20 protein-coding genes are annotated in these 15,935 nt (G+C 54.8%); all 20 read right to left on the bottom strand.

The window, feature by feature from the left end:
* Positions 1–28: 28 nt before the first annotated feature.
* Positions 29–1,936 carry a 1-deoxy-D-xylulose-5-phosphate synthase gene (dxs, locus tag ABIE48_RS20325; protein WP_192715853.1) on the bottom strand — a complete coding sequence of 636 codons (1,908 nt, stop codon included), beginning with the start codon at positions 1,934–1,936 and terminating at the stop codon, positions 29–31.
* Between the two features lie 118 nt (positions 1,937–2,054).
* A complete protein-coding gene (locus tag ABIE48_RS20330; protein ID WP_186325991.1) occupies positions 2,055–2,981 on the bottom strand; it encodes a polyprenyl synthetase family protein in 927 nt (308 codons plus the stop codon).
* Positions 2,953–3,216, bottom strand: coding sequence for an exodeoxyribonuclease VII small subunit (gene xseB, locus ABIE48_RS20335; protein WP_076170021.1), 264 nt, complete (start codon positions 3,214–3,216; stop codon positions 2,953–2,955). The genes ABIE48_RS20330 and xseB overlap by 29 nt, the downstream gene beginning before the upstream one ends.
* Positions 3,206–4,570, bottom strand: coding sequence for an exodeoxyribonuclease VII large subunit (gene xseA / locus ABIE48_RS20340; protein ID WP_192715633.1), 1,365 nt, complete (start codon positions 4,568–4,570; stop codon positions 3,206–3,208). Before xseA ends, xseB begins: the two co-directional genes overlap by 11 nt.
* A 13-nt stretch (positions 4,571–4,583) precedes the next feature.
* The gene (folD, locus tag ABIE48_RS20345; RefSeq protein ID WP_076170019.1) at positions 4,584–5,441 is read right to left on the bottom strand and encodes a bifunctional methylenetetrahydrofolate dehydrogenase/methenyltetrahydrofolate cyclohydrolase FolD; all 858 of its coding nucleotides are present in this window, start codon (positions 5,439–5,441) and stop codon (positions 4,584–4,586) included.
* Positions 5,442–5,504: 63 nt separating this feature from the next.
* A complete protein-coding gene (nusB, locus tag ABIE48_RS20350) occupies positions 5,505–5,948 on the bottom strand; it encodes a transcription antitermination factor NusB (protein WP_076170018.1) in 444 nt (147 codons plus the stop codon).
* Between the two features lie 164 nt (positions 5,949–6,112).
* Positions 6,113–6,346: a DUF2273 domain-containing protein gene (locus tag ABIE48_RS20355; RefSeq protein ID WP_076170017.1), complete on the bottom strand. Its 234-nt coding sequence runs from the start codon at positions 6,344–6,346 to the stop codon at positions 6,113–6,115.
* 15 nt (positions 6,347–6,361) lie between these two features.
* Positions 6,362–6,901: an alkaline shock response membrane anchor protein AmaP gene (amaP, locus tag ABIE48_RS20360; protein WP_076170174.1), complete on the bottom strand. Its 540-nt coding sequence runs from the start codon at positions 6,899–6,901 to the stop codon at positions 6,362–6,364.
* A gap of 78 nt (positions 6,902–6,979) precedes the next feature.
* Positions 6,980–7,387: an Asp23/Gls24 family envelope stress response protein gene (locus ABIE48_RS20365; RefSeq protein WP_076170016.1), complete on the bottom strand. Its 408-nt coding sequence runs from the start codon at positions 7,385–7,387 to the stop codon at positions 6,980–6,982.
* Positions 7,388–7,508: 121 nt separating this feature from the next.
* On the bottom strand, positions 7,509–8,852 hold the full coding sequence (accC, locus tag ABIE48_RS20370; protein WP_145023808.1) for an acetyl-CoA carboxylase biotin carboxylase subunit: 1,344 nt from the start codon (positions 8,850–8,852) through the stop codon (positions 7,509–7,511).
* 28 nt (positions 8,853–8,880) lie between these two features.
* Complete coding sequence (gene accB, locus ABIE48_RS20375; protein ID WP_145023806.1) at positions 8,881–9,381, bottom strand: acetyl-CoA carboxylase biotin carboxyl carrier protein; 501 nt, start codon at positions 9,379–9,381, stop codon at positions 8,881–8,883.
* A 148-nt stretch (positions 9,382–9,529) separates the two neighbouring features.
* Positions 9,530–10,429, bottom strand: coding sequence for a SpoIIIAH-like family protein (locus ABIE48_RS20380; protein WP_192715634.1), 900 nt, complete (start codon positions 10,427–10,429; stop codon positions 9,530–9,532).
* Positions 10,430–10,478: 49 nt separating this feature from the next.
* On the bottom strand, positions 10,479–11,117 hold the full coding sequence (spoIIIAG, locus tag ABIE48_RS20385) for a stage III sporulation protein AG (protein ID WP_076170012.1): 639 nt from the start codon (positions 11,115–11,117) through the stop codon (positions 10,479–10,481).
* Between the two features lie 16 nt (positions 11,118–11,133).
* Entirely contained in the window at positions 11,134–11,898 is a 765-nt protein-coding gene (gene spoIIIAF / locus ABIE48_RS20390) for a stage III sporulation protein AF (protein ID WP_192715635.1), read from the bottom strand.
* A gap of 15 nt (positions 11,899–11,913) precedes the next feature.
* Complete coding sequence (spoIIIAE, locus tag ABIE48_RS20395; protein WP_076170010.1) at positions 11,914–13,104, bottom strand: stage III sporulation protein AE; 1,191 nt, start codon at positions 13,102–13,104, stop codon at positions 11,914–11,916.
* A gap of 17 nt (positions 13,105–13,121) precedes the next feature.
* Positions 13,122–13,511 (bottom strand): stage III sporulation protein AD, encoded by a 390-nt coding sequence (gene spoIIIAD, locus ABIE48_RS20400; protein WP_076170009.1) that lies wholly within the window; start codon positions 13,509–13,511, stop codon positions 13,122–13,124.
* A gap of 12 nt (positions 13,512–13,523) precedes the next feature.
* Complete coding sequence (gene spoIIIAC, locus ABIE48_RS20405) at positions 13,524–13,727, bottom strand: stage III sporulation protein AC (RefSeq protein ID WP_076170008.1); 204 nt, start codon at positions 13,725–13,727, stop codon at positions 13,524–13,526.
* A 14-nt stretch (positions 13,728–13,741) separates the two neighbouring features.
* Positions 13,742–14,260 carry a stage III sporulation protein SpoIIIAB gene (gene spoIIIAB, locus ABIE48_RS20410; protein WP_116229640.1) on the bottom strand — a complete coding sequence of 173 codons (519 nt, stop codon included), beginning with the start codon at positions 14,258–14,260 and terminating at the stop codon, positions 13,742–13,744.
* On the bottom strand, positions 14,253–15,296 hold the full coding sequence (gene spoIIIAA / locus ABIE48_RS20415; protein WP_354519571.1) for a stage III sporulation protein AA: 1,044 nt from the start codon (positions 15,294–15,296) through the stop codon (positions 14,253–14,255). Before spoIIIAA ends, spoIIIAB begins: the two co-directional genes overlap by 8 nt.
* Positions 15,297–15,374: 78 nt before the next feature.
* Positions 15,375–15,644 (bottom strand): YqhV family protein, encoded by a 270-nt coding sequence (locus tag ABIE48_RS20420; RefSeq protein ID WP_397341684.1) that lies wholly within the window; start codon positions 15,642–15,644, stop codon positions 15,375–15,377.
* Positions 15,645–15,935: the final 291 nt, after the last annotated feature.

The following is a 15,935-nucleotide window of genomic DNA, read 5'->3' on the forward strand; positions in this document are numbered from 1 at the left end:
CCTGACTGCACGGCGATTTCGGCGTCCATTAGGAAGGAAACTGGGTTTTGCCGATCTCGTAAGGATGCAGGGACATCAGCTTCTTGATTTCACCGACGACTCCTGCTGCCGTAAGACCGGTCTCCTCCCGCTGCTCCTTCACGCTGCCATGCTCGATAAAGCGGTCGGGCACACCCATCAAGGACACTTTCGTGTCAAATATATGCTTCGAAGCATAAAATTCCAGTACGGCGCTGCCCAAGCTGCCCGCCTCGCTAGCTTCCTCAAGCACCACCATATTCGTGCCGTTCTCGGCAAGCTCCAGCAGCATTTCTTCATCCAGCGGCTTCATGAACCGGGCGTTAACCACCTGCAGGTGAATGCCTTCCCGTTTCAGCTGGTCTGCTGCCTCGAGCGCAACCTGAACCATCGGGCCGCAGGCCAAGACGGCGTATCCTTCGCCTTCACGGACGGTTTCCCATTTGCCGATCGGAATCGGCACAAGCTCTTCGTCCAGATGAACTCCAAGGCCGTTGATCCGCGGGTAGCGGTAAGCAATCGGTCCGTCGTTATACTCCAGGGCGGTTTTCATCATATGTCTCAGCTCGTTTTCATCCTTCGGCATCATCATGACCATATTCGGAATATGGCGCATAAACGCGATGTCAAACACACCCTGATGCGTCTCGCCGTCATCCCCTACGTAGCCGGCCCGGTCGATGGCGAACATGACGTTGGCGTTGTGGCGGCAAATATCGTGAACGATCTGGTCGTACGCACGCTGCATGAACGTGGAATAGACGGCGAACACCGGCTTCATACCCTCCATCGCCAACGCGGCGCACATCGTCGCCGCGTGCTGCTCCGCAATGCCAACATCGATCATGCGGTCCGGAAACCGTTCGCTGAACGGAATGAGACCGGAGCCTTTGGGCATTGCAGGCGTGACAGCGATGATGCGGGGATCCTTTTCACCTAACTCAATCAGCGTCTTGCCGAACACGTCGGTGTACATCGGATTTCCTACCGATTTAAGCACTTGGCCAGATTCGATTTTGTACGGCGTAATCCCGTGCCATTTATATGAATCCGCTTCTGCGGGTTTATATCCTTTGCCTTTGGTGGTAAGCACATGCACGAATACCGGTCCGCGCACGTTGTCGGCCTGCTTGAACGTTTCGATCAGCTTGTGGATATCATGGCCGTCCACCGGTCCGAGATAGGTTAAGCCCAGCTCTTCGAACAGCACGCCGGGAACCATCATGTATTTGAGGCTTTCCTTCAGCCTGGATCCGGTCTTGGCCAGCATGCCGCCGATCGCCGGGATCTTCTTCAGCATCATCTCAAGCTCGTCTTTTGCACGCAAATAATGGCGGTCCGAGCGGATTTTGCTCAAATAGTTATGCATGGCGCCGACGTTCGGCGCAATCGACATCTCGTTGTCGTTCAGAATGACCATCAGGTCCTTCTGTTCATGTCCGATATGGTTCAGGGCTTCGAATGCCATGCCGCCGGTGAGCGCACCGTCCCCGATCATGGCAATCACTTTGTTGTTTTCCCCTTTTAAGTCCCGGGCAACGGCCATGCCGATTGCTGCGGACAAAGAGGTGCTGCTGTGCCCGGCTTCCCAGACGTCATGCTCGCTTTCGCTGCGTTTGACAAAGCCGCACATCCCCTTGTATTTCCGCAGCGTGTCGAACTGATCCATCCGGCCCGTCAGCATCTTGTGAACGTACGCCTGATGTCCTACATCAAAAATAAATTTATCGCGCGGGCTGTTGTAGCAATAGTGCAGGGCCAGCGTGAGTTCCACCACTCCCAGATTTGATGCGAGATGCCCCCCGGTGACCGACAGCTTCTCAATCAGAAATTGACGGATTTCGGCCGTCAGAGAAGTGAGCTCGTCAACCGATAGTGATTTCAATTGTCCTGGCTCGTTAATTTGTGGAAGCAGCACGGCAATCTCCCCGCTTTCCTTCGTAATTAGTGATATGGTTATCCATGACATTCTTCCATGATTAGATTCTTTTCGCCATTATATCATAAAATGCCCATCATACATAAAGCATCATGCTCTAATGGTCCCTGTGCATTAAATAATCGGCGATCTCCAACAGGCGCTCCGGATCCTGAAAACCGGCGTTCAAGACAGCCGCTTTGGCTTCACGGGTCAAGGACTCGACCTGCTGCTGCGAAGCTTCCAGACCGATAAAATAAGGATACGTCACCTTCTCCTGCTTGATGTCGCTCTGTGTCTTCTTACCCAGTTTTGCCTCGTCTCCAACCAGGTCCAGGATATCATCCTGAATTTGAAAGGCGAGCCCAAGGCGGCTGCCAAACGTACGCAGCGCTTCCAGCTCGCGCTCCGAGCCTCCGGCAATCCGTCCGCCGGCAAGGAGGGAGAAAATAATCAGATCGCCCGTCTTGTGCTGGTGGATATACTGAAGATGCTCCAGATCCGTGACTCCCTGCTCCCCTTCCATATCGGCCGCCTGTCCGCCAACCATGCCTCTTGGACCGGCCATCTCCGCGAGGTCCTGCACAATGGCCAAAATCGGGGCCGCATCAATGCCATGCTTCGCCGAGATTCGGGCGATCGTATAAAAGGCATGCGTCAGCAGGGCGTCTCCGGCCAGAATGGCGGTAGCTTCGCCATATACTTTATGATTGGTCAGTTTGCCCCGGCGGTAGTCATCATTATCCATAGCTGGCAAATCATCATGAATGAGCGAGTAGGTATGCACCATTTCAACGGCGCATGCCGCATCAAGGGCCGCCTCCCCATTGCCTCCGAGCGCTTCGCAGGCCGCAATCACCAGCAGCGGACGGAGCCGCTTTCCTCCGGCCATCAAGGAATACGTCATGGATTCCTTTAAAGAAGAAGGAACCTGCCAATGATTCGGCAGGCTGTCCTCTAACGAGGCGGTTACTTTCTCGGAAATCTGCTGCATGTATTCCTGGAACGAAACCCGGTCACTCAAAAACTTCACCGCCGCTCTGATCGAGCTGTCCGCCGCCGAACGGCTTCTTGCGAAGCTCCCCATCCTCTTCAACGATCATCTCGATTTTCCGTTCCACCTGTTCGAGCTTCTGCCCGCACAGCTGGGACAGCTTCATTCCCTGCTGGAACAGCTCGATCGCCTTTTCGAGCGGAACGTCGCCGTGCTCCAGTTCTCCGACGATATCCTCGAGCTGAATCATTGCGTCCTCAAAGCTGAGCTCTTTTTCATTCCCCATGTTCCTGTCCATCCTCCTTCAGTTCCCATACCTGGCAGGATAACTGGCCGTCGTTCACTTTGATATGGACCACGTCGCCAGGCTGTACCTCATGAATCGATTTAATTAAACGCTTCTCCTGCTCGTCATAAACGAGGCTGTAGCCGCGGGCCATAACCTTCAGCGGACTGAGGGCGTCCAGATGGCGCACGCCGGAAGTAAGCTGGGATTTCTTGTCTTTCAGTATGTTCTGCATCGACTGAAGAAGCTGCCGGCGCGCCGCATCGTTGCGGCTCCGGGCCCCTGTCAGCTGCTCCTGCGGATTGTACCGCATCAGCGCATGGTACATGCGGCTTCTCTTTTCCCGGTTCAGCTGAACCCGGGAACGCAGGTTGCCGCTCAGCCGCTGGCGCAGCATGTCCAGGCGCTCCGCATGCTGCAGCATGTAGCGCCGCGGATGCAGCAGCACGGGCGATCGCTGCAGTGACGCCAGCTGCTGGCGGCTGCGCTTCACCCGCTGCTGAAGCAGCTGGAGCAGCAGCCGTTCCCGCTGCTGCAGCCGCGCCTTCAGCTCGCCTGCATGCGGCACGGCAAGCTCCGCGGCCGCGGTCGGAGTCGCCGCTCTCAGGTCTGCGGCGAAGTCCGCGATCGTGAAGTCGGTTTCGTGCCCAACGGCCGAAATGACCGGAATATGCGAGGCGCGGATCGCCCGCGCGACCATTTCTTCGTTAAAGGCCCACAGCTCCTCCAGTGAGCCGCCGCCGCGGCCGACGATCAGCACGTCCGCTTCATCCAGCTCGTTCATCGTGCGAATGGCCTTCACGATCGAGGGAGCGGCCCCTTTTCCCTGGACAAGGACAGGTGCGAGAATGATCCGCGCCCGCGGGTAACGCCGCTCAAGCGTCGTCATAATATCGCGTACGGCCGCACCTGTCGGCGAAGTGATGACGCCGATCGTCTCCGGAAACTCCGGAATCGGACGCTTGCGGTCTGCAGCAAACAGCCCTTCTTTCTCCAGCTTTTCTTTAAGCTGCTCGTAAGCCAAATACAGACTGCCGATCCCGTCGGGCTGCATTTGGGTGGCATAAAATTGGTACTGCCCATCCCGCTCGTATACCGTAACATTTCCTCTAGCAATGACCCTTGAGCCTTCCTTAGGTCGAAACGGCAGCCGCTGGTTGTGGGAGGCAAACATAATCGCTTTGATGCGGCTCCCTTCATCCTTGAGCGTGAAATACATATGCCCGCTGGAATGGTGGGTAAAATTCGATATTTCACCCCGGATCCAGACGTCGGACAGCAGACTGTCCGAGTCCATCTTCATCCGGATATAACGGTTCAAGTCCTTGATTGAAAAAATACGCTGCGGCTCCATGGCATCCGCTCCGTTATGCCAATCCGTGGTGGCGTTTGGCCGCGATCAGGGTGTTCTGCATCAGCATCGTAATCGTCATCGGTCCTACGCCGCCAGGCACCGGCGTGATCGGGCCCGATACTTCCTTAACGCTTTCGAAATCCACGTCTCCGGCCAGCTTGCCATTCTCCAGCCGGTTCATGCCCACGTCGATGACGACGGCACCCGGTTTCACAAAGCTTGCATCGATGAAATTGGCCCGACCGATCGCAACGACCAGAATGTCGGCCTGACGCGCAATGTCCGCCATGCCGATCGTCCGGGAGTGGCACATCGTAACGGTCGCGTTTTCGCGTTGAAGCAGCAGCGAAACCGGTTTGCCGACGATATTGCTGCGGCCGATGACGACGGCATGCTTACCGGCCAGCTCTACACCCGCACGCTTGATCAGCTCGATGACGCCTGCCGGCGTGCATGGAAGAAGGCTGTCATCGCCGATGACCAGGTTGCCGACGTTTACCGGATGGAATCCGTCAACGTCCTTGTCTACCGCGATCGCGTTTATGACCGCCTTCTCGTCAATATGTCCGGGAAGCGGCAGCTGGACGAGGATGCCGTCAATAGTGTCCTGCTTGTTCAGCTTGTCCACCAATGCAAGCAAATCCTCCTGAGTTGTCGAAGCCGGAAGCCGGTGAACCTCCGAATAGTATCCGAGGTCGTGGCACGCTTTTTCCTTGTTTCGCACATAAACCTGGGAAGCCGGGTCCTCTCCTACCAGCACGACGGCAAGCCCCGGAGTGACGCCTTTGGCGGCCAGCTCCTTGACTTCGGCGGCAATTCCGGTCCGGATATCCTCAGAAACCTGTTTTCCATTGATAATAGATGCTGTCATGTCGCTCTCTCTCCCCTATGTTTTAGATTGGCAAAGCGGACGGCTAAGCGTCCTTATGCAAGACTATGACTTCAATTGATCCAGCTCGCGGATCATGTTCCCCAGAACTCCATTGACAAACTTGCCCGAATCCTCGGTTCCGAAATGCTTGGCCAGCTCGATCGCCTCATTGACGGCAACCTTGGCCGGCACGTCGTCGCGATACAGCATTTCATAGGCGGCGAGGCGGAGGATTTGGCGGTCCACCTTGGAAAGGCGGCTCATTTGCCAGCCCTTCAAATAATTTTCCAGCAGGTCGTCCACCGCTTTTTTGCTGCCCCAAATGCCGTTTACGAGCCCCAGCACAAACTCCTTCAGTTCCGCTTCATCGGTGATGGTCCGCTCGGTATCATTTTCTTCGGCGGCATCCTCCAGCAGCATTTCCAGCGCTTCTTCGCTTGTTGCTTCGTTCATTTCCATCTGATACAGGCACTGAACGACCAGTTCCCTGGCTACACGTCTTTTCATCATGTTCCTCCTAGAACCTTGAAATTTCCTCTTGTCCTTATTATGGGTCACCGCGGGAATAAAAACATCGTGATTTGCACAAAAAAACCGTGAGCATGTCAATCTCCAGAATATGGGCTTCAAGAAGCTGCAGCTCTTTTTCCGGAGAAAGGCATATCACGGGTTCATTTGAACGGGCGCCAGCGCTCGGAGAGCCACTGACCCATTTCCCGCCAGCGGAAAAAGGAATCCATCCGAAGATCCTTCCTTTTGCCGGCAGAATATCCTATGAACACTACCAATGCAAAGAACAACATATCCCAAAAACCCGCAAACAAATAAATAAAACCGAAAAAAATACCGCCGGCAATACCGGTAATCCGTCCTTTGTGACTCTCCCAAATTTCTTTCCAGATCACTCGGAGAATTCACCTCTATTCCACTCTACTCTTGATCACTGGTGCATGGGCCACATTCGCTATATATACCGCCACGTTAGAGACCGGAATGCCTGTCGTTTCCTGAAGGTGATCATGAACCTGCTTCTGCACGTCGGTGGTCATGGCCGGGATAGACACATCGCCGTCAACGACGGCACGAATCATGATTTCAAGGCCCGCTTCCGTCACATGGATTCTGGCCTTCAGGTCCTTGACGCCCCGGACCCGCGAAGCTGCCTTGAGGCACAGGTTCTCGATCGTCTCCACCGAGATCTGGATGTCGCCGAATTCGGTCCTCTGGTCAATCGAGTGGACATGCGTTCTGTCCGGGCGAATCGAGATATAGAAGAAGCGGATACTGAGTAAAAAGAGGATCACCGCCGCCACGATGACCGTCAGCTGAAGCTCGGCTGTGTTCAGCAGTTCATCCGGAGACGGAACCAAATCACTCATGAGGAGGATGGCAAATACACATATTACTCCGATACTCAAGCTGTAAATAAACAGCAGAAGTCTGTCCAGTATCTTAGCCACGAACAGCACAGCCTCCTTAAATTAGAGTAAACCCTCGACATTTCGGGTGTCGGGGGTTATGGTGACCAATTGAATCCTTTATTTTACGCGCTGACTGTAATCAACGTCTTCGGCTCTCTCCGCGTTTTTGAAGTAAACATCATGGATATGCACATTGACTTCAATGACCGTAAGGCCTGTCATCATTTCGATGGAGCGTTTGACATTGCGCTGGATTTCCGTCGCCACTTCCGGCAGGCGGTTTCCGTACTCGATAATAACCGAGACGTCCACAGCCGCTTCGCGCTGGCCGACTTCCACCTTCACGCCTTTGGACAAATTTTTGCGGCCAAGCAGCTCAGCGATGCCTCCGGCAAATCCGCCGCTCATGCCGGCGACGCCTTTCACTTCCACCGTAGCCAGACCCGCGATCACTTCAATCACTTCAGGTGCTATTTGAATTTCACCGATGTCCGTACGTTCAAATTCACTCGGTAATGTGCTCATCCCTGAATCAACACACCTTTCAGATAATATATAAAACCGCTTCAGACGAAAGCAGGATTGCCCCTAATCATTCATACTATACCATTTGGGGAACTTTATGACAAACAATCCGAAGCAGGCGTCAGATTTCGTTTTCCTCCAAAAACTTGATGTCAAAATCGCCGCGGTTGAACACCGGATGCTCCATCAGCTTCTGATGGAACGGAATGGTGGTGTGCACGCCCTCGATTACGAATTCGGACAGCGCCCGCTTCATCTTGGCAATCGCCTCCTGACGCGTCGGCGCCCATACGATCAGCTTCGCGATCATGGAATCGTAGAACGGAGGAATGCTGTAGCCCGGATAGGCCGCGCTGTCCACCCGTACACCAGGACCGCCCGGTGGCAGATAAAATTGGATTTTGCCCGGAGCCGGCATAAAGTTGCGGTCCGGATCTTCCGCGTTCACGCGGCATTCGATCGACCAGCCGTTAATTTGAACGTCTTCCTGCGTAAACGACAACGGGTGACCTTCCGCGACCGAAATCATTTCTTTGATCAAATCCACGTTGGTGACCATTTCCGTAACCGGATGCTCCACCTGAATGCGGGTGTTCATTTCCATGAAGTAGAACTGGCCGTCGTTGCCGAGCAGAAACTCGAGCGTGCCCGCACCGGAGTAGTTAACGGCAAGGGCGGCGCGGACTGCGGCTTCACCCATCCGCTGACGAATGTCGGGGGACAGCACCGGACAAGGCGCTTCCTCAATCAGTTTCTGGCGGCGGCGCTGCACCGAGCAGTCGCGTTCGCCCAGGTGAACGACGTTGCCGTGGTTGTCGGCAATCACTTGAATCTCAACGTGCTTCATGCCAGTCAAATATTTCTCCAGATAAACGCCGGCATTGCCGAACGCCTTTTGGGCTTCCTGCTGTGCCGCCGTGATTTGCTTAATCAGCGCCTGCTCGTCCTCAGCGATACGGATTCCTTTTCCGCCGCCGCCGGCCGTCGCTTTGATGATCAATGGGTAGCCGATGTCCCGGCCGATCATTACCGCCTCATCCAGATCCTCAACCAGGCCGTCAGAACCCGGAATGACCGGCACGCCGGCGCTCTTCATCGTTTGCTTCGCAACCGCTTTGTCGCCCATCTTGTTGATGGCGTCGGCCGAAGGTCCGATAAAGGTAATGTTGCAGGACTCGCAAATTTCCGCGAAATCGGCATTCTCGGCGAGAAATCCGTATCCCGGATGAACGGCGTCGCACTCCGTCAACGTGGCGACGCTCATAATGTTGGTGAAATTCAGGTAACTGTCTTTCGAAAGCGTAGGGCCGATACAGTATGCCTCGTCCGCCAAACGGACGTGCAGCGCTTCCTTGTCGGCCTCCGAATAAACCGCAACGGTGGAAATGCCGAGCTCGCGGCAGGCCCGGATAATCCGGACTGCGATTTCACCGCGGTTGGCAATCAGAATTTTTTGAAATTTCATGCAAGTAACCTCCTCCATTGTGCGGTGCCTATTCCGACTTCACCAGAAACAGAGGCTGCCCGAATTCCACCAGTTGTCCGTTCTCCGCAAGAATCTCAACGATGGTGCCTTTTACTTCTGCTTCGAGCTCATTCATCAGCTTCATCGCTTCAATAATGCAAACCGTCGTTTTCTCGTCAACGCGGTCACCGACGCTGACAAACGGCGCGGCGTCCGGAGAAGAGGCTTTGTAGAACGTTCCTACCATCGGGGAGACGATTTTATGTAGTGAGGAAGAAGCCGCATCCGGTGCTGCTGCCTGTCCTGCTGCAGGGGCCTGCGCATTGTCGGCGGGTGCCTGTACGTATTGCGGAGCCTGCTGTGCGGCAGGGGCCTGTACAAATTGAGGCGCAGCCTGAACGCTAACCACTTCGGTTTTGCCCGGCTTGCGGATGGAAAGGCGTGCTCCTTCTGATTCAAGTTCAAGTTCATGTACGGAGGTCTCATCGACCAGCTTGATCAATTCTTTTATCTCGTTCAATTTAAACATTCGCAATTCACTCCTTCAGCTGCGTGGAAGCCGTGGCTTCGGACAATTCATACACATAACGATAAGTATTATAACATAATCGGAAGAAATGGAAAGAGTCCTGGGCTGTCCCGGACTCTTTCGACGATATTTCTGTTTTTCCGCCATTTTACTCGGAGACGACTTTCACGCTGACTTTGTCCTGGGTCACTTTCAGCTCTTTCATCACCAGCTGAACGATGCCCGCTGCCTGCTTGGCATCCATTTTGTCGCTCAGGACGAGCACTTGGTACTTGTCGTCATTTTCCTTCACGAATGCGTTCGCAAAGGAGAATTTTTGCTCCAGCTCTTCCTCGATGCTTTCGATGATCGTCTCTTTGTTTTCGAGCGCCTGCAGTTCCTGGCTCGCCTTGGCCGAAGCTTCGCTGTCCTTGCTCATGTCATTGATCGCCGCCATCAGGTCGTTTGTTTTTTGAGCATTCGTCTGCGACCGCTGCCATTGAAGAGATTCGAGCATGCTGCTGCCTGTCGAAGCCTGAGAAGCCACTTCCTTCAGGATCTCATCGTCCGTTTTTTCCGTGCTTGCGGTTGTCTTGCCGGCGTCTGTTTTACTTGTGGATGCCGTTTTATCGTCCGCAGCTTTGTCGGTTGTCGCTGAGCTCTTTTGTCCGGCGTCAGCCGTATCCTTGGCTGTGTCTTTGGCTGCTGCGTCCTTATCGGCCGTGCTGCCGGCAGCTGCGGTATCCTTCGTCGCATCCTTAGCCGCGTCTTCCTTAGACGTATCCTGGGCTGTATCCTTCGCGGCGGAACCGTCGGCCTTGCCCGAATCCGCGGTCTTGTCACCAGATTGGCCCGATGTCACGACTTCGTCTACGACAACCCCGTTGTCTTTGCTGCCGGCCGAGGCCGTCGTCTTGGCGTCTTTGTCGGTCTTGCTGTCCACCTGCTGGCTGTCGGCGACCGGCGTCTTCGACGCCCCGGAGTCCTCGGTAAACAGATAATACGCGGACAGGACTACCATCAAACTGAGCATCGACACCAACCAAATCGTTTGTCTTTTACTGTTCATTCGTTAAATCCTCCTCATAAGTCAACTGGATTATATCGGGGAAATCGGCTTACCCCTGCTTGCGCGGAACGACGGAGATCCGGTAATCCGGTACGTTCAGGCCTTTTTCCACCGCGTCCACAATCAAGTTGCGAACCACTTCATTCTCTGCACCTTTGGCTACGATCAGGACCCCGCGAATTTGCGGCTTTACCTTTTTCGTAATGATCGGCGTCTGCGTTCCCGACTGCTCGTAGGTGACGATCTCGCCATCCCGGGTATATTGGGTCGTATGGCGCTGACCGCCGTTCGCGTCGTTTTCTTCCGACTGCTGCTGGGAGTCTTTCACATTCCGTTGATAGACGATTTCCTCCGTGGAATCCACCGTGACCATGACGTCCACCGTGCCTACGCCAACGATTTTCTCCAAAATGTCCTTCATCCTGCCTTCGGCCGTTTCCTCAATCGCTGCAAAGTCCGAAGTCTGACCTGCCGAGCTCTGGAACGTTTCCTGGGACTCAGCCCCAGCCGGAGGCTCCCTCCCTATGTTTTCGTTATCGAGTTTCTTCACATTGACAAAGGAGTTGAACAGCACGATTGCCACCCCGATCAAGCCGACGATAATTAGCCACCTGAACGTATGTACTCGCTTCGTCCCTCCCTGTCCGCCCCCCAGCCATTGCTCAAGCTTCTTCAGCCACTTCCCCATCGTTTCACCTCCGTCTTTATAACCGGGACTCCTGCCCGGATCCGCTTCGTACCGTGATTACTTCCGGATCGATATTCCATTCGCTTGCCAGCAGCTTGCGGACTTCGCCGGCGCTCTTGTCATCCACAGCGCCTGTGGCCTCCTGCGCTTGATCCTCACCCGGATCAGAATTCACTTGATCTGTTCCAGCCTGCTTCTCATCCGGCTCGATCGTGACCTGCACGTGAACCGGCTTCACGGGCTCGATCTGGATGCCGCTCTCCCCCTGGGTGCCGCCCGAACTGCCCGAATCGCCTTGCGAATCCCTCATTGTAACGGTGACTGCGCTAATGTATGGCTGTGACTGGCCGGCTCCGGCATTCGGATCGTCATTAGACTTCGGCAGTCCGAGAACAACCTGCACGTTCGCGGGTTCCTCGCCGGTTTGCTGCTTGATCTGTTCCTTCATGGTGGAAGCCACTTGCTCTCCCGCCCACTGGAGTGTTTGTTTCTGCTGCCGATGCTTGATCTGTTCGGCCTCGTCCATAATCTGCTCGAGGCTGGTTTTGGAACCGCTGCCGCCCGGCTGCCGGTCCATCCGGCCGATCGCTGCGCTCAGCTTGTCGAGCGGCGCGTCGGTCACGATTCGAATCAGCGGATTGAGCAGGGTGACCAGCACGAGCAGGCTCAGGACCAGCTTGACGTATCGCTCCATGGATCTGCTCGGCAGCAGCATGTCGACGAAAGTGGCAAGCAGCACGACCATGACGACCTCTTTCAGCCAGTTTCCAAGCCATTCCACGGGTTTCCCCTCCCTTCACCGCATCATGACGGTCACGTTGCCAGCCGTCAGCATGATGGTGATCGCCAGGAAAAACATCAGTCCGACCGCCGCCAAGGCGGCAAAGACGTAAATCATGCTTTTGCCGATCGTGTCCAGGCAGGCGGTGATCGGGGAATCGCCGAGCGGCTGCATGATGGCTGCCGATACTTTATAGATCAGCGCGAGCGTCAGGATTTTGATGGCCGGAAAGGCGCAAAGGAACAGGATGATGATGACTCCTGCCAGACCGATGGAGTTTTTCACCAGCAGCGATGCCGAGATCACCGTGTCCGTCGCATCCGCAAACATTTTGCCGACGACCGGAATGAAGCTTCCAGAGACGTATTTGGCCGCCCGGATCGTCACCCCGTCGGTAATGGATCCCGTGATGCCCTGCACGGAGATAACGCCGAGAAAAATCGTCAGCAGCACCCCGAGCAGCCCCACGCTGATGTTGCGCAGCAAGTTCGCCATCTGCGTCAGCTTGTACTTATCCGACAGCGAGCTGACCAGATGAAGCACGGCTGAGAAGAAGAGCAGCGGAAACACCATGACGTGGATCAACGTTCCGATCGTATTGATCATGAAGATGATCAGCGGATGCGTAACGGACACGGTGACGATGTTGCCCATTGAAGCCAGCAGTGCGAACAGCAGCGGTACCATCGCCATCATGAAGTCGATCATCCGGTCGATCGCCTCTTTGGCATAACCGATCGCGACGTTGAAGCTGTTGATGGCCAGCACGATGATGACCATATAGCATAGGGCGTATGCGACTTTGCTCACCGTTTTCCTCTCAAAAGCCGCCTGAAGCGTCTCTAGAATCATGCTCATGATGCTAAGGATGACGATCGTGACGAGCAGCTTGCCGTTGTACAGCACCTCATGCCACATAAAGGTCCCTGCCGCGGTCAGCACCGATTTGAGGCTGAAGCCGCTGCCGCCAGGAAGGAGCATATCCATGAAGGATGGTGTTTTCTGGTCCGGAAAAAATCCCCCGTATTCCTTCATCAAAGTGTCCCAGTACTTCTCCACTTGATCCTTCGGCAAATTCTCCGCCTGGCTCTGGATCAGCTGATCCGTGGGTGAAGCCGCAAAGACCCGGGTGATCCCTGCCACCATGAACACGATAAACAAAATAACAATGTGCATCTTGTCCGGCAGCCTCCGCAGTCCCGGCATGTCTTCACCCCTCTCCTTCAGGCTGGCAGCAGCTTAAGCACCGTTTCGATGATAATGCCGATAATGGGGATGGCAAGCACCATGATCAGCACCTTGCCCGCGAGTTCGATTTTGGAAGCGATGCTTTCCTGCCCGGCGTCTCTGACGAGCTGCGCCCCAAACTCGGCGATATAAGCGATCCCTATAATTTTCAGTATCGTTTTCAGGTAGATCATCTGGACTCCCGACGCCTCGGCAAGCCGCTGGAGCTCCTGGATCACCATACCGATTTTGCCGATCAGGAACATGAAGATCAGCACGCCGGTCGCGGCGGCCAGGACGAAAGCGAACATCGGCTTGTGCTCCTTGATGACGAGGATCAGAATCGTGGACAGAAGCCCAAGGCCTACCACTTGAATAATTTCCATGGTTAGCAACCCCTACTGGAACAAAAAGATGGTTTTGATCTCCTGCAGCAGGTTATCGAGCAGCCGGACGACCATGAACAGCACCACGACAAAACCAATGACCGTCACCCAATGAGCCATATCCTCTTTTCCCATTTGCTTCAGCACTGTGTGAATCATGGCAATGATGATGCCGATTCCCGCAATCTGGAAAATTGCGTTCACTTCAAAGTTCATTCCTAGGCACCTCGCTAAAAGATCAAAATAACGATCAATGCTCCGATGAGCAGCCCGAGACTTTTACTGATTTTCTCGTATTTGGCCTGGTCGTCCCTGGCTGTTGCTTCTTCATGCTTCAACTGCTCGACGGCCAGCTGGATGTGCTTGATTTGGTCCTGCCGGTCGCTTGTCCCGAGCGTGAAGCTGAGCTGATGCAGCACCTCGCGTTCAGGTGCCTTCATGGAGGTCCGCTTCCAGTTCTCTTGGAGAGAACGCTGGAGGCTCTCCTGGGCGGTCAATCCTGTGGCCGGCCCCATCTCACGCGCTGCATTCAGAAAAAAGGTATGGAGAGGCTCCCGCATTTGATCCGCTATTTTGCGAAGTGCTTCCGGAAGTGGGGTAAATCCATAGGTGATTTCGGTCGACAGCCGCTGCAGGGCCAGGATCAGCTCCCGGATCTGCTTCGGCCGGCTGGCAAACTGCCTGGCCTGATGGAATCCGGCAAGTGTGCCGGACAGCAGAATCAGCACGGCGCCAAAAAGCTTAAGCAAGGAAGTTCACCCCTCTCTGGCTGCCCGTCTGAAGCTGCAGCGGCCGGTGCTGCTGGTCGAGGATCCGGCAGCTTAACCCTTGTGCCTTCCTTTTTAAAAGAACGTACCTCTCAAACATTCCGGTTTCTATGAGTCCAGCCAGGGCGGGCCGATGCTTCAGCTCTTCGATGCCGCCGGCATGCGCCGTGGCGACGACCGTAATGCCCGCATGCAGCGCCTCTGTCACCGATTCGGCGTCCTCTCCCCTGCCGATCTCATCCACCATGAGAACGTCCGGTGACATGGACCGGATCATCATCATCATGCCTTCCGCCTTCGGACAGGCATCCATCACGTCGGTGCGGGGTCCGACGTCAAAGCTCGGCACGCCTTTGAGGCAGCCGGCAATTTCGGAACGCTCGTCGACGATGCCCACCTTCATCCCCGGCAGGCTGGATTTGCCTTGGCCGGGCAGCCCGCTGCTGATCTGTCTCGCCAAATCCCGCAGGAGGGTCGTCTTGCCCTGCTGCGGTGCCGAGAGCAGAAGCGTATGACGAATCCTGTTTCCTTCCCTATCGATCAGAAAGGGGAGGATGCCGTCAGCGGCACCCTTCACTTCCCGGGCAATCCGCACATTGAATCCGCTGATATCGCGGATATGCTCGACATGTCCGGCGTGAAGCACCGTTCTACCTGCCAAGCCGATGCGGTGTCCGCCGGGAATGGTGATAAAGCCTTTGCGAAGCTCTTCCTCCATCGTGTACAGCGAATGGTTGCTGATTAGATCGAGCAGCCTTCGGCTGACCTCCCGCTGCGGCTTGTACGCCTTGTCCGCATCCAGCGTCAGCGTGCTTTGTCCCGTAACATAGTGGTGTGAGCCTGCGCCGTTGATTTCCAGCGGCCTGCCTTCACGGATGCGTACCTCCTCCACGACGCTCAGAATATGGTGAGGGAGCTGGTGAAGGATCGATTTGACCGGCTCCGGAAATAACTCCAGCCAGTTTGGATTTGTAATAGGACCACCCCCGTGCTGCCTTTCTCCTGCAAGCTTGTTCAACTTCTGATGGATAAACTACTAGATGTTTTCTTACTTATGTCTATGCTTGGCCCCTAAATTTATGACCACTGTAATCTATCATTTTTTGAGAATGCCGATTAAGAGACAGGACACGCCGAAAAAGATCCACGCCATCTTTCCCCAGGAGAGCTTATCAGCCACGCCGATGAGCCCGATGGAAGTCGTCAGGATGAGCACCGTCGGCCCGACGAATGCCAGCAGGGAATTGACCGCCAGCGCCTTATCTACCTGAGCGAGCTTTAGCATCAGCAGCGCGGCGGCGATTTCCAGACTTCCGGAGATAAAACGCAGCGTAGCCATGCTGACCACGAACTTGTCCACTAAAATGACCCCCTTTTGCGAGATTGTACTTCTAACCTCATAGATATGCGGGACTCTCTCTTTTTAGTTGTCTTTTACAAGAAAGATACGGAAAATAACTTGGCAAAACGGAGCTGCTTCACTGATTATCAAAAGAGTCATGACAAAGCCTCTATTTAATAACTCCTATATTCGGAACAAAATGCTCCGGGCTTGCATATATTGTTTGATGAAATACCTATCCGCTTGTCAGTTGCCTGGGTTGGACCTGTCTGCAGACAAACTGCCTGCATCCGGCCAACCAAGAGAGGACCGTTC

The organism is Paenibacillus sp. OAE614 (assembly GCF_040546645.1).
Classification (GTDB): domain Bacteria; phylum Bacillota; class Bacilli; order Paenibacillales; family Paenibacillaceae; genus Paenibacillus_AQ; species Paenibacillus_AQ favisporus.